The organism is Taklimakanibacter deserti, assembly GCA_003574785.1.
Genome location: QORU01000025.1, coordinates 50,353 through 71,238, shown reverse-complemented (window position 1 = coordinate 71,238; position 20,886 = coordinate 50,353). Strand labels below are relative to the sequence as shown.

Here is a 20,886-nt window from a genome sequence, read left to right as displayed (position 1 = left end):
TCTTTTCGGAAAACCGGCGAGATGGCCGGGTCGAGCCCGGCCACAAAGCTTTTCTGGGTCATGCGCTAACTGCTGGCAAAGGCTTCTTCCCACGGATCATGTCGGATGCCTTCTCCGCGATCATGATCGTCGCCGCATTGGTGTTGCCGGTGATCACATTGGGCATGACCGAGGCATCGGCGACGCGCAAGCCCTTGATGCCGCGGAAAGTGAGATCGGGATTGACCACCGCCTGATCGTCGATCCCCATGCGACAGGTGCCGGCCGGATGATGATCGGTCTTGGCCGAGGCGCAGGCATAGGCCGCAAGCTCGTCATCGCTTCTGACCTCGGGCCCCGGCACGCGCTCGGCGAGGACGAAACGCTTGAGCGCCGGCTTCGCCATGATCTCGCGCGCGAGCTTCAGTCCGCGCAGCGACATCTCGCGATCATGCGGATCGGCCCAGTAATTGGGATCGATGAGCGGCGCGGTCCTCGGATCGGCGGAGGCGAGCCTCACCGTGCCGCGCGAGCGCGGCCGCATATAGGCGCTGTTGAGTGTGACCCCGGCATTCTTCAGCTTGGCGATGCCCGCCTCGATGCCGGAGCCGAAGCCCAGATGGAACTGCATGTCGGGGGCTGCGGCATTCTCGTCGACCTGCGCGAAGCCGCCGGTCACGAACAGGCTCGAGGCCGCCGGGCCGCCGCGAAACAGGAGGTAGAGCACGCCGGCATAGGCCGTCCACAGCGGCTTGCCATATTTATCGTAAGTATGATCGCCCGTGCATTCGCTGATGGCGCAGAGATCGAGATGGTCCTGGAGATTCGCTCCGACGGACCGCGCATCGAGCACCGGCGTGATGCCGAGCGATTTCAGATGATCGGCAGGCCCCAAGCCTGACAGCATCAGAAGCCGCGGCGAGCCGATGGTGCCGCAGGACAGAATCACCTCGCGCTTGGCGCGCAAAAATTCCCGCCGGCCCGCAGCAGCCACCTCGATGCCCAGGGCACGGTTTCTCTCGACCATGACGCGCAGCACCTCCGCATCGCGCCTGACGGCAAGATTTGGCCGGCTCAGCGCCGGCTTCAGATAGGCCGTTGCCGCCGACGAGCGCCGGCCGTTCTTCTGCGTCACCTGGTAGAAGCCGACACCCTCCTGGCGGGCGCCGTTGAAATCGGGATTGCGCTCAAGGCCCGCTTCCCCGGCAGCTTCAAGGAAAGCCTCGGCGATCGGCAAGGTCGCCCACGGGTTGCTGACGCCCAAGGGGCCGTCGAGCCCATGGAATTCGTCGCGGAAATGGCTGTTGCCCTCGGCGCGCTTGAAATAGGGCAGCACGTCGCGATAGCTCCAGCCGCTGCAGCCCGACTGCGCCCACAGATCGTAGTCCTGCGCATTGCCGCGAATATAGACCTGCGCATTGATGGTCGAGCCGCCGCCGATCACCTTGGCCTGCGTGTACCAGAAGACGCGGTCCTGCATGTGCTTCTGCGGCACGGTGGACCAGCCCCAGCTCGCAATTCCCTTGGTCATGCGGGCGAAGCCGGCCGGGATATGGTAGAGCGGATGGCGGTCGCCGCCGCCCGCCTCGATCAGAAGGACGCTCGTGTCCTTGTCTTCCGACAGGCGGCTCGCCAGGACGCAGCCGGCCGATCCGCCGCCGGCGATGATGTAGTCGTAATCCTTCATCTCAGGCGATGCGCTGCTCGGTGCCCGGATCGAAGAATACCGCCTTGTCGAGATTGAAGGCGAGCATCGCCTTCTTGCCGGGCGAGACTTTCGCATCTGCCCGGAGCCTCGCGACCACTTCCTTGCCGCCCAAATGGGTGATGGCGAAAGTATCGGAGCCCGCGGGCTCGACTACCTCGATCTGGCATTCCGAGGTGACGACGCCCGATGACGTGCGGTCGGCGCCGTCGGGATCGGTGAGCGCTTCCGGCCTTATGCCGAAGATCACATTGCCGCCGGCGTGCTTGGCGATCTTGCCCGCCCCTTCGGGCAGGGCCAGCGTCAGCGGGGTCCCTGAGCGCTGCGGCATCGACAGGCGCAGATCATTGCCGCTCTTCTCGACGCTCGCCGGAATGAGGTTCATCGCGGGCGAGCCCATGAAATCGGCGACGAACATGTTGGCCGGATGATTGTAGATCTCGGCCGGCGTGCCGAATTGCTGCAAGAGGCCGTCCTTGAGCACGGCGATGCGGGAAGCGAGCGTCATCGCCTCGATCTGGTCATGCGTCACATAGACGATCGTCGTCTTCATCGACTGGTGCAGGCGCTTGATCTCGGTGCGCATGTCGACGCGCAATTTGGCGTCGAGGTTGGACAAAGGCTCATCGAACAGGAAGACCTGCGGGCGGCGCACCAGGGCGCGGCCCATGGCGACGCGCTGGCGCTGGCCGCCCGAGAGCTGGCTCGGCTTGCGGTCGAGCAGATGCTTGATCTGCAAGGTCTCGGAGACCTCGCTCACCGCCTTGTCGCGCTCTGCCTTGGGGACGCCCCTGATCTCCATGCCGAAGGCGATGTTCTGCGCCACCGTCATATTGGGATAGAGCGCATAGGACTGGAACACCATGGCGATGTCGCGCTCGGAGGGATGCAGGTCGTTGACCTTGCGGCCCTTGATATGGATCTCGCCCGCGGTGATCGTCTCGAGCCCGGCAATGGTATTGAGCAAGGTCGACTTGCCGCAGCCCGAGGGGCCGACAAGCACGAGGAAGCCGCCCTCGTCGATGGCGAGGTTGATGCCCTTGAGCACGTCGACATTGCCGAAGCGCTTTTCGAGGTTCCTGATTTCAAGAAACGGCATGGGTCACCCTTTGACTGCGCCGGCCATCAGCCCCCGCACGAAATACCGGCCCGATACGATATAGACGATCAGGGTCGGCAAGGCGGCGAGAATGGCGCCGGCGAAATGCACGTTGTATTCCTTGACCCCCGTCGATGAGCTCACCAGATTGTTGAGCGCCACCGTCATGGGGAGCGAATAGGAATCGGCGAAGGAGACGCCGAACAGGAAGTCGTTCCAGATGTTGGTGAACTGCCAGATGACCGTGACGACGATGATCGGCCCCGAGCTCGGCAGGAGGATACGGCGGAAGATCTGGAAGAAGCTCGCGCCGTCGATCATCGCGGCGCGCACCAATTCGGTCGGGAAGGCTTCGTAGTAATTGCGGAAGAACAGCGTCGTGAAGCCGATGCCGTAGACGGCATGGACGAGCGACAGGCCCCAGGTGGTGCCGGCAAGGCCCAGGATGCCCAAAACCTTGGCCATCGGGATGAGCACGATCTGGAAGGGGATGAAGCAGGAGAGCAGCATCAGCGTGAAGACCAGATTATCGCCGGGAAAGCGCCATTTGGTCAGCACATAGCCGTTGAGCGCGCCGAGCAGCGTCGATGCGGCGACGGCGGGGACGACCATGATGATCGAGTTGAGGAAATAGGGACGCAAGCCCGTCGGCTGCACACCGATCTGGGCCGTCGACCAGGCGCTGAGCCAAGGCTCGATCGTGAATTGCTGCGGCAGCGCCAGCATGTCGCCCTGGCGGATCTCGTCCAGGGGTTTCAGCGAATTCACCAGCATCACATAGAGCGGCAGGAGATAATAGATCACGAAGACGATGAGGACGGCATAGATCAGAATGCGCGTCCACGACGTCGTCTTCATCGCGGTTTCGGGAGAGGCAGCGCTCATGACCTGCGTCCTATGCGCAATTCGGAATAGAGATAGGGGATGATGATCGAGGCGATCATGATCAGCATGATGGTGGCGGAAGCGGCACCGATGCCCATGGAATTGCGGGTGAAGGTATAGGAGTACATGAATGTGGCGGGCAGCTCGGTCGCCTGGCCGGGGCCGCCGCCGGTCAGCGCGATGACCAGGTCATAGGCCTTGATGGCGAGATGGGCGAGCACGACGAAGGCCGAGAGGAATACCGGGCGCATCAGCGGGATGATGATGCGGCGATAGATCATGACATTGGAGGCGCCGTCGATCTGCGCCGCCTTGATGATCTCGTTGTCGACGCCGCGCAGGCCCGCCAGGAACATCGCCATCACGAAACCCGATGACTGCCAGACCGCGGCGATCACCAGCGTGTAGATCGCCAGGTTGCGGTCCTTGATCCAGGTGAAGGAGAAGCTTTCCCAGCCCCATTGATGCATCGTGTGCTCGAGGCCGATGCCGGGATCGAGAAACCATTTCCAGGCGGTGCCGGTGACGATGAAGGAGAGCGCCATCGGATAGAGATAGATCGGGCGCAGCACGCCCTCGGCGCGGATCTTCTGGTCGAGCAGGATGGCGAGGCCCAGACCCAGCACCGAGCAGACGATGATATAGAGCGAGCCGAAGATGGCGAGATTGCCGAGCGCCCGCCACCAATGCGGCAAAGCCCAGAGCTTCGTGTAGTTCTCCCAGCCGACCCAGCCGAAGGACGGCAGCATCTTCGAGTCGGTGAAGGACAGATAGCCGGTGAACAGGATGAAGCCATAGACGAAGATCAGCGTGGCCGCGAAGCTCGGCGCCAGCACGATGCGCGGCAGGAGCTCCTGGAGGTAGTTTCTCGCTGACGGCGCCGCGGCAGCTTGAACTGTGGCCTCAGCCATCTCTCAACATTCCTCAGCCCTATCCATTTTCCGAAGAACTGGGCGGAGCGCGCCAGCCTTGGGGTGATGAAACTCTGCCCGCTTTCCGCGCCCGACTCCAGAGAAAGAAAGGCCCCGGTGTCTGCGCCGGGGCCTCTCCATCATGCGAAAATCCTTACTTCGCCGCGGCGACCGCAGCCGCGAGCTCCTTGGCGGCGGCCTCGGAATCGAGCTCGCCGTTGAAGTGGCGGGTCACCACGTCATAGAGCGCGTTCTTGATCGCGGCGGGAGCCGCGTAGCCATGCGCCATCGAGCCCATGAGCGAGCCCGAGGCAGCGGCCTCGGCCAGGTCCTTCATGCCCTTCTTGCCGCAATCGTCGAAGGCGGTGTCAGGCACATCGGTGCGCGCCGGCACCGAGCCCTTGACTACGTTGAAGGACGACTGGAAGGCCGGATTCTCGATGGCCGAGGCCATCTCGAGCTGTGCCTTCTGCTTGTCCTCGCCGACCTTGAACATCATGAACATGTCGGAGTTGAAGGTGACGGCGCCCTGCGTGCCGGGGAAGCGGATGCAGACGAAGTCGGCTCCCGGCTTCTGGCCGGCCTTGACGAACTCGCCCTTGGCCCAGTCGCCCATGAATTGCAGGCCGGCTTTGCCTTCGATGACCATCGCCGAAGCGAGGTTCCACTCGCGGCCGGAGAAATTGTCGTCGACATAGGAGCGCAGCTTGGTCATGCGGTCGAAGACTTCCTTCATCTTGGGCGAAGCCAGGGTGTCGGGATCGAGATCGATCATCGCCTTCTTGTAGAAATCGTTGCCGAAGGAGAGCACGACGGCATCGAAGATCGTCGCATCCTGCCAGGGCTGGCCGCCATGGGCGACCGGCGTCAGGCCGGCGGCCTTGAACTTGTCGAGCAAGGCGATGAGCTCGTCCCAGTTCTCCGGCGCCTTGCCGCCCGCGGCATCGAGCGCCTTCTTGTTGATCCACACCCAGTTGGTCGAGTGGACGTTCACCGGGGCGGCGATCCACTTGCCGTCATATTTGGCAAAACCCTGCAGCGCCGCCGGAATGACCTTGTCCCAGCCTTCCTTGTCGGCGACGGCACCCAGATCGCCCACCACGCCTTGCTTGGCCCAGTCGGTGATGTCGAAGCCCAGCGCCTGCACCGCGGTCGGCGGATTGCCGGCGGTGACGCGGGCGCGCAAGGCGGTCATCGCCTGCTCACCGCCGCCACCGGCGACCGGCATGTCCTGCCAGGTGACGCCCTTGGCCTCGAGATCCTTCTTCAGCACATCGAGGGCCGCGGCCTCACCGCCCGACGTCCACCAGTGGAGCACTTCCACCGAGTCGGCGGCCTGAGCGGCAACGGCGAGCCCTGAGGCAAACACGCTGGTCAACAGCAATCTACGCAACATGAAATCCTCCCTAAGTTGCGAAACGCATTCCGGCACCTGAAGCAATGCCGGCCGATCTTTCAGTGCAAAGAGCCAAGGCTGATTGCGCTGTCATCAGGGATATTCTCCCCGAAGCTTTGCGCGAAGCTCAACCCTTGGCAATTGAATAGTGTCTCCTCCCTCGCCCGTCGTTGCTTTTGTTGTTCCCGGACCTATGCCGTGATCTGTAACGTTACAGATTTTCCTTGTCAACCTCGCTTTGACCCGATCATATGTATTACAATTGCAATTGTTGGACTGTTGACATTTTCAGGCGGGGACTCGATATGGTTTCAGCCGAAATTCTGAAACGTTACAGGAACCATGGAGCGCCGCAGTAGAGCCAAGCCGGGCAAGCGTCTTGCGGGCGGGCAGCCGACGCTCCGGACGATCGCCGACCTTGCCGGGCTCGGCGTCACCACGGTGTCGCGGGCGCTGAAGGACGGGCCTGAGCTCGCGGTAGAGACCAAGGCCCGGGTGCGCGCCATCGCCGAAGAGATCGGCTACCGGCCGCATCGCGCCGGGGTGCGCCTCAAGACCGGGCGCACTTTCGTCATCTCCTTCGTGCTCAACCAGTCCGACGACATGAGCGACTATGCGCGCCGCCTGATCATGGGCATCAGCCAGGCGCTACGCGGCACGCAATATCACCTGCAGGTGCTGCCGCAGAATATCGACCAGGACCCGATCGATCCCGTCCGCTACATCGTCGACACGCAAGCCGCCGACGGCATCATCCTCACCCATTCGGAGCCGCAGGATCTTCGGGTGAAGATGCTGCTCGAGCGCGACTTCCCCTTCATCACCTTCGGGCGCACCGAGCTCGCGACGCCGCATCCTTATTTCGATGTCGACAATTTCGATTTCGCCTATCGCGCCGCCGAGGCGCTGATCGCGCGCGGGCGCAAGCGCATCGTCATCGTACTGCCGCCCGCGCAATATACCTATAGCGGCCATCAGCTTGCCGGCTACCGCCGGGCGCTGTTCGAAGCGGGACTCAAGCCGCGCATCGCCCAAGGGGTCGATCTCTATTCGCCGGCCTTCACCTTGCGCTCCTATGCCAATGCGCTGGCGACGGAAAGCGATGCGCCGGACGGCATCATCTGCGGATCGGAGCTGCAGGCGCTGGGGATGATCTTAGGCTTCCAGGAGGCGGGCTTCGTCATCGGCAAGGATGTCGACATCGTCAACAAGAAGACCTCGAACATCCTCGATCTCGTCCAGCTGCCGACGCTGCAATTCTTCGAGGACCTCATCCGCGCCGGCCACGACTGCGCGAAATTCCTGCTGAAGCGCATCGATGGAGAAGCGCCGATGAGCGAAATGCAGTATCTCGATTTCACGAACTTCAGCGAAGGGCCGGCTTAGACTTCCCTGGGCGTGCGGTGCCAATGCGGTTGATCCGGCGCAGGAGATCCGCGAGCCTTTCGCCAAAAGCTGGGCGGAGGTTCGACCGGTTTTCGCCGGGAGCGCGACAAGCCGTTGAATTCGCCTGCCGTTCAAGCTCCCTGAGATGCATCAGCGGTCCGAGCGGGTTCACGTCATACATGGACTTGTCTCCTCCGATATGAGAGGAACCTAAAAGAGGGGCGTCACCTGAGCGTCATGGGCAACGTCAACACACCGCAAAATCGGCAATTGCAGCCCTCAGCGAGCCTGGAAATCCGTCTCCTCGGCCCGCTCACCGTCAAAATGGACGGCAAGACCGTCGCCATTCCGGCCAAGAAGACTCGGGCCCTCCTGGCCTATCTGGCCCGGCGCGAGGGTGTCGACATTGCCCGCACCACCCTGGTCGGACTGCTATGGGGTGAAAGAGACGAGACGCAGGCGCGGGCGTCGCTGCGCCAGTCATTGTCCGAGCTGCGTGGCGCGCTCGGCGCGGCCGCCGAGGCCATTACGGCCAGCAAGGAATCGGTCAGCTTCGCGCGGGGCGCCGCCTGGCTCGACACGCGGATTCTGGAGACGGCGTCCACAGCCGAGAACGATAAGGCGCTCGGCGAGGCGGCAGCACTCTTCGCCGGTGATTTCCTTGAAGGCCTGGCGATCGACGAGCCCGCATTCGATCAATGGCAAACCGCTGAGCGCGAGCGCATTCGTCTCATGATCCTGGCGATCCATGACCGGCTGATGAAGCAGTCGGAGCATCGCGGGAATATTGAGGAAGCCATCAATCACGGTCTCAAGATGCTCAGCCTCGATCCGCTGCAAGAGGCGGTGCACCGCACGCTGATGCGGCTCTATGTGATGCAGGGGCGGCCCGATGCGGCGCTCGCTCAATATGAGCGGTGCGAGCGCGAGCTTGCGGACCAGCTCGGTGTGAGGCCGGAGGCGGAAACGGAAGCTCTGATGCGTTCCATCCGGACGAGCCGGCGCGAAGGCTCGTCCAGGCCCAGGACGCAACCGCCTTCGGCTGCGGCCGAGAAGCCTTCGCTCACCGTCCTGCCCTTCGCCAATCTTTCGACCGAACCCGAGCATGGCTTCTTCGCGCAAGGGTTGACGCAGGACGTCGTCGGCGCCCTGTCGCGAATAAAGGAGCTGCTCGTCGTTTCCAGCAATGCGAAACAGGCATCGGCAGGTATCGTCGATCTTGCGCAAGACCTCGGCGTAAATTTCGTGCTCGAAGGCAGCGTGCGTGCCGCAGGCTCACGCATCAGGGTTGCGGCACATCTCGTCGACGGCCGGTCGGGCAAGCATGTCTGGGCCGAACGCTATGAAGGCGAGCTCGGCGACATTTTCGCGGTGCAGGATCAGATCACCCAGGCCATCGCCTTGGCGATGCAGGCGAAGCTCACCGCCGGCGACATGGCGCGGTTCTGGGAGGGACAGACCCGCAATCTGCGCGCCTGGGAGAAAATGGTCGCCGCCCGCGATGCCTTTCTGCGATTCAACAAAAGTGACAACGAGGACGCTCGCCGTCTGCTCGAGGAAGCGATCAGCATCGATCCCCACTACACCGGAGCCATGGTGCTGCATGGCATGACCCACTGGTGGGATGCGCGATTCAACCGGTCGATCGACAGGAGCCACTCGCTTCGCCTCGCGGAGGAAGATTGCCGCAGGGTGCTCGCTCTCGATCCCCATCTGGGGATTGCCCAGATGCTCAGAGGCGGAATCGCCTGGCTGCGCGGCGAGCAGGATCAGGCCATGGAATTCGCCCAGCAGGCCGTCAGCCTGGTGCCCAGCGACGCCCACTCCACAGCCTTTCTGGCGATGCTCTACATGTATGCGGGCGAGCACGGAAAATCGAGCGCGACACTCAAGCTCGCGCAGCGGCTTTGTCCGCAATATCCGCCCTGGTACACCTACTATGAAGCCTACAACCATCTATGGACGGGCAATCTGGCGGCCGCCCTCGAGCTGGGGCGCCTCTATCACAGCCAGGAGCCGGACGAGCCTTTCGCCTACATACTCCTCGCGACCGTTCTTGCCTTCCAAGGCGAGAAAAAGGCGGCGGCCGCGATGATCGATGAGCTGCGCCTGCGCTTTCCGGGCTTCGGAATGGCGAACATGCATCTGTCGCAGCACTATCGGGAGCGCGAGAAGTTCGAGAAGGTCACGACTTTGCTGCGCGAAGCCGGATTGCCGGACTGACTGCCGCAGCAATTGGAAAGCTGACAACCCGCAACATCTACGCTCAGGCGATGGTATCCAGTCCCGCGCGGAGAAAAATTCCTTGACCCGTCGCCGCTTTGGCCGTTGTGTACCAATTCCGAATTGGTTCGCACCATTGGACTCCAGCAGGAAGACCCATGGCTGAAAACGCGCCCGGCAATTCCAATTACGCGCTCGAGAAATTGCGCGGCCTCTTGCGCTCGAACGGTTTCGACAGCAGCGGAAAGCTGCCGACCGAAAGGGCCCTCGCGGAAGAATTGGGCGTCGGCCGCCGGGCGGTCAGGCGCGCGCTCGAAGTTCTCGAAACCGAAGGCCTGATCTGGCGCCGGCAAGGATCCGGCACCTATGCCGGACAGCCGCGCCATGATCTCGACCGGCATTTCGGCGCCATCCTCGACAAGACCGACTTCATGGAAGTGATGGAAGTCAGGCTCAGGATCGAGCCGCCGCTGGCGCAGCTCGCGGCCCTCAGGGCAAAGCCCGCCGATGTCCAGCGCATGCATGACCTCGTCGCCCGGATCGGCGAAAGCGCCGATGCCGATGCACATGAATTATGGGACGGCGCGCTGCACCGGCAGATCGCGCAATGCGCCGGCAATCGCCTCTTCCTCGCCATTTTCGACGTGGTCAATCGCGTCCGCCAGGACCAGGCTTGGCAGAAGATCCGCGAACGGGCACGCAAGGCCGCAGGCCCCTTGGGATCCAAGGGACTGCTCAACCGGCAGCATGCGGAGATCGTCGCGGCGATCGGCGCGCATGATCCGGGCAAGGCCGGGGAAACCATGCGGCAGCATCTGCTGACGCTGCAGGAGAACCTGATCCGCGTCACCTCGAGCGGCCACGACGAGGAGGACGCCGAGGCGCGCAGCGCTTGAGTTCATATCATCAGAAAGGGTCGCCGGACCCTCGCATCAGAGGAGAAACGCCATGAAGCCTGCCGTCTTTCTCACAACGACGCTGACAGCCCTGCTGCTTTCGGCATCGGCGATGGCCGCCGAGCTCAAGATCGGCCTCGCCAACGACCCGGACGTGCTCGATCCGGCGCAGTCGCGCACTTTCGTCGGCCGCATCGTCTATACGGCGATGTGCGACAAGCTCGTCGATGTCGGACCGGACCTCGCCATCGTCCCGCAGCTCGCCACCGAATGGACGTGGTCCGAAGGCGGCAAGGAACTGAAGATGAAGCTGCGCAAGGGCGTCAAGTTCCATGACGGCACGCCGTTCAATGCCGAAGCGGTGGTCGCGACCATCGAGCGCAACCTCACGCTGCCGGAGTCGCGGCGCAAGAGCGAGCTCGCCTCGGTCGAGAAGGTCGAAGCCAATGGCGAGGACGAGGTCACCTTCAAGCTGAAGAGCCCCGATGTCACGCTGCTCGCCCAGCTCGCCGACCGCGCCGGCATGATCGTCTCGCCCAAGGCGGCTAAGGAGCTCGGCGCCAAATTCGGCAGCCATCCGGTCTGCGCCGGTCCCTTCAAATTCGTCGAGCGCGTCCAGCAGGACCGCATCGTGCTGGAGAAATTCGCGGACTACTGGAACAAGGACAATGTCTTCCTCGACAAGGTGACCTATCTGCCGATCCCCGACACCACGGTGCGCCTCGCCAATCTGCGCGCCGGCGATCTCGACATGGGCACGGAAATGGCGCCGAGCGATGCCGCGGCGATCAAGGGGGACGCCAATCTCAACTATCTCGACGCCGTCAATCTCGGCTATCTCGCCCTCTATGTGAATGTCGGCAATGGCCCGGCCGCCGACAATCCGCTCGGCAAGGACAAGAGGCTGCGCCAGGCTTTCTCGCTGGCGCTCGACCGCGAGGCGATCATGCAGATCGTCTATGAAGGCACGGCCCTTGCCGGCAATCAGCCGTTTCCGCCCAACGGTCCGTGGTTCAACAAGGACGTTCCCGTGCCGGCGCGCGATGTCGAGAAGGCCAAGGCGCTGATGAAGGAGGCGGGCGTCGATCGCCTCAAGCTCGACTTCAGCGTCACCAACAACCCGGTCATCCTGCAGGCGGCCCAGATGATGCAGGCCATGGTGGCCGAGGCCGGCTTCGATGTCAGCCTCAAGGCGACTGAATTTGCCACGCTGCTCGATGAGGAGACCGCCGGCAAATACCAGATCGCGCGCACCGACTGGTCCGGCCGTGTCGATCCCGACGGCAATATCCATCAGTTCGTCACCTGCAAGGGCGGCCTCAACGACATGAAATATTGCAACCCCGAGGTCGACAAGCTCCTGAACGAGGCGCGCGCCTCGACCGACAATGCCGCGCGCAAGCAGAAATACGATGCGGCGGCGAAGATCCTGAACGATGAGCTGCCGGTCATCTATTTCGGCCACCAGGCCTGGATCTGGGGCCTCAACAAGAAGGTGAGCGGATTCGTGCCCTCGGCCGACGGCATGGTCCGGCTCGTCGGCGTGAAGAAGGCCGACTGATCAGAGCACGGGAACCCCGCGCGGCACGGGGTTCCCGAAAGGCCAGGTAGTCCATGTACACCTACATCGTCAAACGGCTGCTCGTCGCCATACCGACCTTGCTGATCGTCTCGATCTTCGTCTTCTCGCTGCAGAAGCTCCTGCCGGGCGATCCCATTCTCGCCATGGCGGGCGAAGAGCGCGATCCGGCGGTCCTCGAATTGCTGCGCGAGAAGTATCATCTGAACGATCCGCTGCCGGCCCAGTATGCTTATTGGCTCGGGGGCGCGCTTACCGGCGATCTCGGCGTCTCGCTGCGCAGCAACGAGCCGGTGCTGAATCTCATCGCGGCAAAGCTCCCGGTGACGATCCAGCTCGCCGTGATGGCGATCTTCTTCGCCTTCCTGATCGGCATTCCGATGGGCATCCTGGCGGCGGTGAAGAAGAACACCGCCCTCGACTATCTCGCGAGCTTCGTCGCGCTGTCCGGCCTGTCGATCCCCAATTTCTGGCTCGGCATCATGCTGATCCTGCTCGTCTCGGTAAAACTCGGCTGGCTTCCGGCCTCGGGCTACGAGCCCTTCTTCGCAGATCCGCTGCGCTCGCTCGAGACCATGGTCATGCCGGCCTTCGTCCTCGGCAACGCGCTCGCCGCCACGCTGATGCGCCACACGCGCTCGGCGATGCTGAGCGTGCTCAGCGCCGATTACATCCGCACCGCCCGCGCCAAAGGCCTTTCCGAGCGCGCGGTGGTGTTCGAGCACAGCTTCCGCAACGCGCTCCTGCCGATCGTCACCTTGAGCGCGCTGCTGTTCGGCGAATTGCTGGCGGGCGCGGTGCTGACCGAGCAGATCTTCACCATCCCCGGCTTCGGCAAGCTCATCGTCGATGCCGTCTTCACCCGCGACTATTCCGTCGTGCAGGGTGTCGTGCTGTGCACGGCGACCGGCTTCATCCTGATGAACCTCATCGCCGACCTCCTCTATTTCGTGCTCAATCCGCGCATGCGGGCGACGCTATGACGGCGCTCAGCCCAACCGATGCCGCCGACCTGCCGGCAAGGCGTGCGCCGAGCCGGGCCTGGCGCAAGCTCAAGGCCAACAAGGGTGCGCTGGCCGGCTGTTGCATCATCCTGTTCTTCACGCTCCTCGCGGTCCTGGCGCCGCTGCTGCCGATCGCCGATCCCAATGCGACGAGCTGGACGGCGATCCGCAAGGCGCCGTCGGCCATCTACTGGCTCGGAACCGACGATCTCGGGCGCGATGTCCTGTCGCGCATGATCTGGGGCGCCCAGGCCTCGCTGATGGCGGGCGTCATATCGGTCGCGATCGCGCTCGCCGTGGGCGTGCCCTTCGGCGTTCTCGCCGGCTATTTCGGCGGCTGGATCGACATGATCATCTCGCGCGTCACCGACGCCTTCCTGGCGATGCCGTTCCTGATCACCGCCATCGCGCTCGCGGCCTTTCTGGGGCCGAGTCTCACCAATGCGATGATCGCCATCGGGCTCTCGGCCATGCCGATCTTCATTCGCCTGACCCGTGGACAGGTGCTGTCGGTCAAGACCGAGGACTATGTCGAGGGTGCGCGCGCCATCGGCCTGCGCCACTTCAGCATCATCACCCGCTATATCCTGCCCAACATCCTGGCGCCGATCCTCGTCCAGGCGACATTGACGGTCGCCGCCGCCATCATCGCCGAGGCGAGCCTGTCCTTCCTCGGTCTCGGCCAGCAGCCGCCGGCGGCGAGCTGGGGCTCGATGCTGAACGTCGCCAAGAATTTCCTGAGCCAGGCGCCGTGGATGGCGGTCTGGCCGGGAGTTGCGATCTACCTCGTGGTGATCGGCTTCAACCTCCTGGGCGACGGCTTGCGTGACGCCCTAGATCCCCGTGAAATCTGAAACGAGGCAGTTCCCCGAGATGAGCACCTTCACCACCCGTCCTGAAATCCTCGGCACATTCGGCGTCGTCGCCTCCACCCATTGGATCGCCTCCGCGGTCGGCATGAGCATGCTCGAGAAAGGCGGCAATGCCTTCGACGCCGCGGTGGCGGCGGGCTTCGTGCTGCAGGTGGTGGAGCCGCATCTCGTAGGCCCCGGCGGCGACATGCCGGCGATCATCTATTCCAAGGCCAAGGACAAGGTCGAGGTCATCTGCGCGCAAGGACCGGCGCCGGCCGGCGCCACGCTCGAGCACTATCGCGGCGAAGGCCTCGCCAAGATTCCGGGCGACGGCCTCCTCGCCACCGTCATCCCGGGATCCTTCGCCGGCTGGATGCTGATGCTGCGCGACTATGGCCGGCTCACCATCCGCGACGTGCTCACCCCCGCCATGTACTACGCCGCGCATGGCCACCCCATGCTGCCGCGCGTGTCCGACATCATCAAAGGCCTGGCGGACTTCTTCGAGAAGGAATGGCCGACGTCGCACCAGACCTGGCTGCCGGGCGGCCATGCGCCCGAGCCGCGCGCCAACTTCAAGAACCCGGTTCTGGCACGGACATGGGAGCGGGTCATTGCCGAGGCCGAGGCCAAACATGGCCGCGAGGCGCAGATCGAAGCCGCGCGCGATGCCTTCTATCGCGGCTTCATCGCCGAGGCGATCCAGAACTATCTCGACAAGGCCGAAGTGATGGATGCGAGCGGTGCCAGGCACAAGGGCGTGCTCACCGGTGAGGACATGGCCCGCTGGAAAGCGACGATCGAGGCGCCGCTCACCTATGACTATCACGGTTGGACAGTCGCCAAGATCGGGCCATGGGGACAGGGACCGGTCTTCCTGCAGTCGCTGTCGATCCTCAAGGAGATCGACCTCGCGCGCATGGATCCTTCCGGCGCCGAATTCGTCCATACCGTCACCGAAGCGATGAAGCTCGCTTTCGCCGACCGCGAGATCTATTACGGCGATCCGCTGTTCTGCGACGTGCCGCTCGACCATCTGCTGTCCGATACCTATGCCGCCCAACGCCGTCGCTTGCTGAACGGACAGGCCGCACTCGATCTCGAGCCTGGCATCGTTCCCGGTTTCGAGACGCAAGTGCGGCAGACGATGAAGATGCTCGGCGCGGACGACGCCGAGGGGGCCGTCTATGAGCCGACGATGGCGCATCTCTCCACCAAGCGCGGCGATACCGTCCATATCGACGTCATCGACCGGGACGGCAACATGGTCTCGGCGACGCCCTCGGGCGGCTGGCTGCAATCTTCGCCGATCATCCCCGATCTCGGCTTCTGTCTCAATTCGCGCGCCCAGATGTTCTGGCTGGAGCCCGGTCTGCCGACCTCGCTCGCGCCGGGCAAGCGGCCGCGCACCACGCTGACGCCGTCGCTCGCGCTCAAGGATGGACGCCCGACGCTTGCCTTCGGAACGCCCGGCGGTGATCAGCAGGAGCAATGGCAATTGGCCTTCTTCCTGCGCCATGTGCATCACGGCCTCAACCTGCAGGAAGCGATCGACCAGCCGCTTTTCCATACCGCGCATTTCCCGGGGTCGTTCTTCCCGCGCACGCGTGAGCCCGGCAGCCTGATCGCCGAAGCGAATTTCGCCGCCGCGGTGCTCGACGAGTTGCGCCGGCGCGGCCATCGCCTGACGGTCTCCGAGCCATGGTCGATCGGCCGCCTCACCGCGGCGCGCCGCGATCCGGACGGGCTTCTGCGTGCCGCGGCGACCCCTCGCCTCATGCAAGCCTATGCGGTCGGGAGATAAAGGTGGTCGCCTCCGTCATGACCCGCGGGCCCAAGGCCGGTCAATCCGGGGCCGACGTCCTGCCGGTGCTGTCGGTGCGCGATCTCACCACCTCCTTCCTGGTCGACGGCCAGTGGTCGACGGTGGTCCGCAATGTTTCCTTCGACGTCCTGCCGCGCGAGACGGTGGCGATCGTCGGCGAAAGCGGATCAGGCAAGAGTGTCACGGCGCTGTCGGTCATGCGGCTCCTCGCCAAGGAAGCGAGCCGCATTCGGGGCCGCATCACGCTCGCCGGCAAGGACACCCTGTCGCTCTCCGACAAGGACATGCGCGAGGTGCGCGGCAAGGATGCCGCCATGATCTTCCAGGAGCCGATGACCAGCCTCAATCCGGTCTTCACCATCGGCCGGCAGATTTCCGAGGCCCTGACCTGTCACGGCAATATCGGCCCGGCCGAGGCGCGGGCCGAGACGATCCGCCTCTTGGAAAAAGTGCGCATCCCCAATGCGGCGGACCGTTTCGACGACTATCCGCACCAGTTCTCCGGCGGCATGCGCCAGCGCGTGATGATCGCCATGGCTCTGGCAAGCCGGCCCAAGCTTCTCATCGCCGATGAGCCGACCACCGCGCTCGACGTCACCATCCAGGGACAGATCCTCGACCTGATCAAGCTCCTGCAGCAGGAAGAGGGCATGGCGGTCCTGTTCATCACCCATGACATGGGCGTCGTCGCCGAGATCGCCGACCGCACCATCGTCATGCTGCGCGGCGAGGTCGTGGAGGCGGGCGCCACCGCCGATATTTTCGAGCGCGGCGAGCAACCCTATACGCGCGCCCTTCTCGCCGCCGTGCCGCGGCTCGGATCGATGGCCCGCCATCGCAACCCCCGGTACTTCCCCATCGTCGACCAGGTGACGGGCTTGCGCAAAGAGGGCCGCGAGGAAAAGGATACCGTCAAGCATCAGGCCGAGCCGGTTCTGACGGTAAAGAATCTCGTCACCCGCTTCGACATCCGCGGCGGCCTCTTCGGCGGCAAGCTCGGCGCCATTCACGCGGTCGAGAACGTGTCCTTCGATCTCTTCCAGGGCGAGACCCTGGCGCTGGTCGGGGAGTCGGGCTGCGGCAAGTCGACGACCGGGCGGTCCATCATGCGGCTGGTGAAGCCGAAGAGCGGCGATGTCCGGCTCGACGGCTTCGACGTGCTGAGCCTCGATGCGGCCCGGCTACGCACCATGCGGCGCAGCGTCCAGATGGTGTTCCAGGATCCTTTCGCCAGCCTCAATCCGCGCATGACGATCGGTGCTGCGGTGGCGGAGCCGATCACCGAGCACGGCCTGGCCTCGCGTGCGACGGCGCGCGAGCGCGCGGCGGAGCTCCTGCGCCAGGTCGGCCTCACCCCCGACATGATGACGCGCTATCCGCATGAATTCTCGGGCGGCCAGCGCCAGCGCATCTGCATCGCCCGGGCGCTGGCGCTCGATCCCAAGGTGATCGTCGCGGATGAAAGCGTCTCGGCACTCGACGTATCGATCAAGGCGCAAGTGTGCAACCTGCTCATGGACCTGCAGCAGAAGCTCGGCATAGCACTTCTGTTCATCTCGCATGACATGGCCGTGGTCGAGCGCCTGAGCCACAGGGTCGCCGTCATGTATCTCGGCGAAATCGTCGAGATCGGGCCGCGGCGGTCGGTGTTCGGCAATCCGAGCCACGCTTATACGCGCAAGCTCATGGCCGCCGTGCCGGTGCCCGATCCGTCACGACGAGGCTTGCGCCGGAGCGCTGCCGTCGATGAGATCAGGAGCCCGATGCGGCCGTTGGGCTATGTCCCGCCGGCGCGCAGCTATCGCGAGGTCGCCCCAGGCCATTTCGTGCAGATCGAAACGGATGGTCCATCGGCGGGTGATGGGCTATGATGTGATTCTGGCGTGGCCCGCGCCTCCTCCCTCCATTCGGGAAAGCATTTTACTCATGCCGGGCGAGTGGATCATCGGACCGACTGTTCGAGCAGGACGCATGCGGAGGGGTTGCGGCAATGGCTCGCACCAGGAGGTTCTTCAGATGAAGCTGTCCGTTCCCCTCTATCGCTTGAAGCGCAAAGCCAGGCTTCTGTCACGCGAAAGCAGTATCCCTCTTCACGCAGCACTCGATCGTATCGCTCGCGAAGAAGGTTTCGGCCGATGGAGCCTGCTTGCGGCAACGCTGTCGGCAGTCGCACCGGCCGGCAAATTGTTTGCCGAGCTTAGGCCCGGCGATCTGGTGCTGGTCGGTGCACGTCCGGGCCAAGGCAAGACCCTGCTGAGCCTCGAGCTTGCCGTCGCAGCGATGAGGGCCGGCAACAAGGCCGTGTTCTTCTCGCTCGAATATGTCGAACGGCATGTCCCCGACATTTTCCGCGCCATCGGCGCGGAGCGGTCGCAATTCGGCGCGCTGTTCGAATTCGACGGTTCCGACGCGATCAGCGCCGATTACATCATGAGGACGCTGTCCTCGGCACCCTCCGGCACCTTGGCGGTCATAGACTATCTGCAGCTCCTCGATCAGAAGCGCGGAAATCCGGAACTGACGGTCCAGGTCAGTGCTTTGAAGTCCTTTGCACGCGAGAAGGAGCTGATCATCGTCTTCATCTCGCAGATCGACCGGTCATACGATCCGGCGATGAAACCCTGCCCCGATCTGACCGATGTCAGGCTGCCCAATCCGCTGGATTTGACGCTGTTCAACAAGACCTGTTTCCTGAACGGCGGCGAAGTCCGGTTTGGGGCGGCTACTCATTCCTGAATTTCGGCTTGCGCTTGGCGCGGAAGGCGGCAACGCCTTCCTTCAAATCCTCGGTCGAGGCGGCGAGCGCGCCGGCGATGGCTTCGAGCGGCCGCTCGGTCTCCTCGCCTTCCGCCGCATTGATCAGCGCCTTGGTGAGCTCGAGCGCCACGGGTCCTCGCGCCACGACCAGATCGACATATTCCTGAGCACTCGCCATGCCCTGGCCCTTGGCCGCCACCTCATCGACAATGCCCAGAGCCAGCGCTTCCGATGCCGAGAAGATCTCGCCGAAGAGCGCCATGCGGCGGGTCAATTGCGCGCCGAAGCGGCGGGCAACGCGCTGCGTGCCGGACCAGCCCGGAATGATGCCGAGGCCCGTCTCGGGCGCGCCGACCTTGATATGCTCCTCGGCGATCCGGAGATCGGCGACCGCGGCAAGCTCGAGGCCGCCGCCCAGCACATGGCCGTTCAGCACCGCGATGAGCGGCTGGCGCAGCCGGGCCAGCGCATCGAAGGCGCGATGGCCATAGCGGATCCAGGCGCGGCCGAAATCGAGCGCCGAATGCAAGGCCCAGGCTTCGATATCGCCGCCGGCGCAGAAGGATTTGTCGCCGGTGCCGGTCAGGATGGCGACGCGGACATCGCGCTCCGCCTCGATCAGGGCGGCGGCACGCTCCAGCGCCAGGACCATGTCCATGTCGAGCGCGTTGAGCTTCTCCGGCCGCATCAAGGTGAGCGTCGCGACATGGTCCTTGACTTCGAGCAGGATGCGCTTGTCGCCGGTGTCAAGCATGTGACAGCTCCAGGCCCATGGGCCGAGGCTCGAACAGGCGCGCCTCCATGAGCTTGAGATCGGGCGCCACCTTCAGCGGGATGTCGGCCTCTGCCAATATATGCTGCTCGAGATCGACGCCCGGCGCAATCTCGGTGACGAGGAGGCCGTCCTTCGTCAGCTTGAGCACGCAGCGCTCGGTGACATAGGTGATGTCCTGGCCTTGCGCCACGGCGCGCCGTCCCGAAAACGAGACCTGCTCCACTTCCGGCACGATCTTCCTGACCTTGCCTTCCTTCTCGATCCGGAGCTTGCCGCCTTCGACCATCATCTTGGCGCCGGCATTGTAGAAGCCGGAAAAGACGATCTTCTTGGCGCGCGCGGTGATGTCGACGAAGCCGCCGGCGCCTGCCGTCACATGCGGCCTCACCCCGAGCTTCGACACATTGACCGAGCCCGCCCGGTCGATCTGCAGGAAGGAGAGCAGCGAGCAATCGAAGCCCGCCGCCTGGAAATAGGTGAATTGCTGCGGCGAGGGCATCACCGCTTCGGCATTGGAGGCGCAACCGAACTGGAAGTCGAGCAAGGGCACGCCGCCGATCGGTCCCTGTTCGATGACCCAGGTGGCATCGCCATGGCGGCCCTCTTCGAGCAGGATGCGCGGCACATTGGCGGAGACGCCAAAACCCAGATTGACGGCCCAGCCCTTCCTCAATTCCTGCGCCACGCGCCGCGCGATGACCTTGCCGATGCCGAACTCCATCGGCGCGAAGCTCGACAGCGGCAGGTCGATCTCGCCCGAAATGGCGGGATCATAGACCGTCTGCGTCGTCTGCCATTGCTCCGGCGCCTCGACGACATAATCGATGAGGATGCCCGGCACGCGCACATGGTGCGAATTGAGCGAGCCCGCTTTCACGATGCGCTTCACCTGGGCGATGACGATGCCGCCATTATTATGCGCTGCCATGGCGAGATCGGTGATGCCGAGGAAGGCGCCTTCCTGCTCGCAAGAGAGATTGCCGCGCTCATCCGCCGTCGTCGCGCGGATGACGGCGACATTGGGCACGATCGCCGGGAAATAGAGCCACTCCTCGCCCTCGAAGGTGACCTTCTTCACCACCGGCGCCTTGGCCGCCGCATTCATCGCGCAGCCCTCGCGATCGGGATCGACGAAAGTGTCGAGACCGACCTTGGTGAGGACGCCGGGGCGCCTGGCGGCGGCCTCGCGATGCATGTCGAACAGGATGCCGGACGGGATGTTGTAGGCAGCGACCTCGCCCCGGCCGATCATCTGCCAGATGAGCGGCGGCTCGCTCGATGAGGGGCCGGACGGATAGGAGCCGGCGATGATCCTGTTGATGAGGCCGGATTTGGCCAGATGGTCGATGCCCTTGACGCCATACATGTCGCCGGCGGCGATCGGGTGCAGCATGGTCACCTGCTTCGGGCTCCCCTCGCGCTCGAAGCGCTCGCCGATGGCCTTCAGCATATGGTCGGGACAGCAGAGCCCCGAGCTCGAATTGACGGTGATGACGGCGCCATCCGGTATCTGGCGGGCGGCCTCGGCGGCGGTGACGATGCGGACCATAAGGGGGCTTGATCTTTCGCGAAAATTCCGACAAGTAACCATTTAGTTATTTCATTCCGGGCC

General features: G+C 63.9%; 16 protein-coding genes. 9 read left to right on the top strand and 7 right to left on the bottom strand.

Features of this window, described 5'->3' with window-relative positions; translation table 11 throughout:
* Window positions 1–58 precede the first annotated feature (58 nt).
* The 5 genes from DS839_RS34145 to DS839_RS34125 form a co-directional block, all read right to left on the bottom strand.
* A complete protein-coding gene (locus tag DS839_RS34145) occupies window positions 59–1,666 on the bottom strand; it encodes a GMC family oxidoreductase (protein ID WP_119275023.1) in 1,608 nt (535 codons plus the stop codon).
* Between the two features lies 1 nt (window position 1,667).
* The gene (locus tag DS839_RS34140; protein ID WP_119275022.1) at window positions 1,668–2,783 is read right to left on the bottom strand and encodes an ABC transporter ATP-binding protein; all 1,116 of its coding nucleotides are present in this window, start codon (window positions 2,781–2,783) and stop codon (window positions 1,668–1,670) included.
* A 3-nt stretch (window positions 2,784–2,786) separates the two neighbouring features.
* On the bottom strand, window positions 2,787–3,668 hold the full coding sequence (locus DS839_RS34135) for a carbohydrate ABC transporter permease (protein ID WP_119275021.1): 882 nt from the start codon (window positions 3,666–3,668) through the stop codon (window positions 2,787–2,789).
* On the bottom strand, window positions 3,665–4,579 hold the full coding sequence (locus DS839_RS34130; RefSeq protein ID WP_119275020.1) for a carbohydrate ABC transporter permease: 915 nt from the start codon (window positions 4,577–4,579) through the stop codon (window positions 3,665–3,667). The genes DS839_RS34135 and DS839_RS34130 overlap by 4 nt, the downstream gene beginning before the upstream one ends.
* A 154-nt stretch (window positions 4,580–4,733) precedes the next feature.
* Window positions 4,734–5,975 carry an ABC transporter substrate-binding protein gene (locus DS839_RS34125; RefSeq protein ID WP_162918991.1) on the bottom strand — a complete coding sequence of 414 codons (1,242 nt, stop codon included), beginning with the start codon at window positions 5,973–5,975 and terminating at the stop codon, window positions 4,734–4,736.
* Between the two features lie 342 nt (window positions 5,976–6,317).
* On the opposite strand from DS839_RS34125, the gene DS839_RS34120 reads away from it, so the two are divergent.
* The 9 genes from DS839_RS34120 (at window position 6,318) to DS839_RS34080 (ending at window position 18,478) form a co-directional block, all read left to right on the top strand.
* Window positions 6,318–7,361, top strand: a complete 1,044-nt coding sequence (locus tag DS839_RS34120; protein ID WP_119275019.1) for a LacI family transcriptional regulator — start codon at window positions 6,318–6,320, stop codon at window positions 7,359–7,361.
* Between the two features lie 237 nt (window positions 7,362–7,598).
* Window positions 7,599–9,584 (top strand): AfsR/SARP family transcriptional regulator, encoded by a 1,986-nt coding sequence (locus DS839_RS34115; RefSeq protein ID WP_119275018.1) that lies wholly within the window; start codon window positions 7,599–7,601, stop codon window positions 9,582–9,584.
* A gap of 158 nt (window positions 9,585–9,742) precedes the next feature.
* Window positions 9,743–10,480, top strand: coding sequence for a FadR/GntR family transcriptional regulator (locus DS839_RS34110; protein ID WP_119275017.1), 738 nt, complete (start codon window positions 9,743–9,745; stop codon window positions 10,478–10,480).
* A 52-nt stretch (window positions 10,481–10,532) separates the two neighbouring features.
* Window positions 10,533–12,041 carry an ABC transporter substrate-binding protein gene (locus DS839_RS34105; protein ID WP_119275016.1) on the top strand — a complete coding sequence of 503 codons (1,509 nt, stop codon included), beginning with the start codon at window positions 10,533–10,535 and terminating at the stop codon, window positions 12,039–12,041.
* Between the two features lie 53 nt (window positions 12,042–12,094).
* Window positions 12,095–13,042 carry an ABC transporter permease gene (locus tag DS839_RS34100; RefSeq protein WP_119275015.1) on the top strand — a complete coding sequence of 316 codons (948 nt, stop codon included), beginning with the start codon at window positions 12,095–12,097 and terminating at the stop codon, window positions 13,040–13,042.
* Entirely contained in the window at window positions 13,039–13,917 is an 879-nt protein-coding gene (locus DS839_RS34095; protein ID WP_119275014.1) for an ABC transporter permease, read from the top strand. Before DS839_RS34100 ends, DS839_RS34095 begins: the two co-directional genes overlap by 4 nt.
* Before the next feature lie 19 nt (window positions 13,918–13,936).
* Window positions 13,937–15,721, top strand: coding sequence for a gamma-glutamyltransferase family protein (locus DS839_RS34090; protein ID WP_119275013.1), 1,785 nt, complete (start codon window positions 13,937–13,939; stop codon window positions 15,719–15,721).
* A gap of 17 nt (window positions 15,722–15,738) precedes the next feature.
* Complete coding sequence (locus DS839_RS34085; protein WP_119275036.1) at window positions 15,739–17,613, top strand: ABC transporter ATP-binding protein; 1,875 nt, start codon at window positions 15,739–15,741, stop codon at window positions 17,611–17,613.
* Between the two features lie 145 nt (window positions 17,614–17,758).
* On the top strand, window positions 17,759–18,478 hold the full coding sequence (locus tag DS839_RS34080) for a DNA helicase (protein ID WP_119275012.1): 720 nt from the start codon (window positions 17,759–17,761) through the stop codon (window positions 18,476–18,478).
* Here DS839_RS34080 and DS839_RS34075 read toward each other — a convergent pair.
* Together DS839_RS34075 and DS839_RS34070 are read right to left on the bottom strand one after the other, a co-directional pair.
* A complete protein-coding gene (locus DS839_RS34075) occupies window positions 18,465–19,253 on the bottom strand; it encodes an enoyl-CoA hydratase/isomerase family protein (RefSeq protein ID WP_119275011.1) in 789 nt (262 codons plus the stop codon). The two genes, DS839_RS34080 and DS839_RS34075, sit on opposite strands and share 14 nt — an antisense overlap.
* A complete protein-coding gene (locus DS839_RS34070; protein ID WP_119275010.1) occupies window positions 19,246–20,823 on the bottom strand; it encodes an acyl CoA:acetate/3-ketoacid CoA transferase in 1,578 nt (525 codons plus the stop codon). The genes DS839_RS34075 and DS839_RS34070 overlap by 8 nt, the downstream gene beginning before the upstream one ends.
* Window positions 20,824–20,886: the final 63 nt, after the last annotated feature.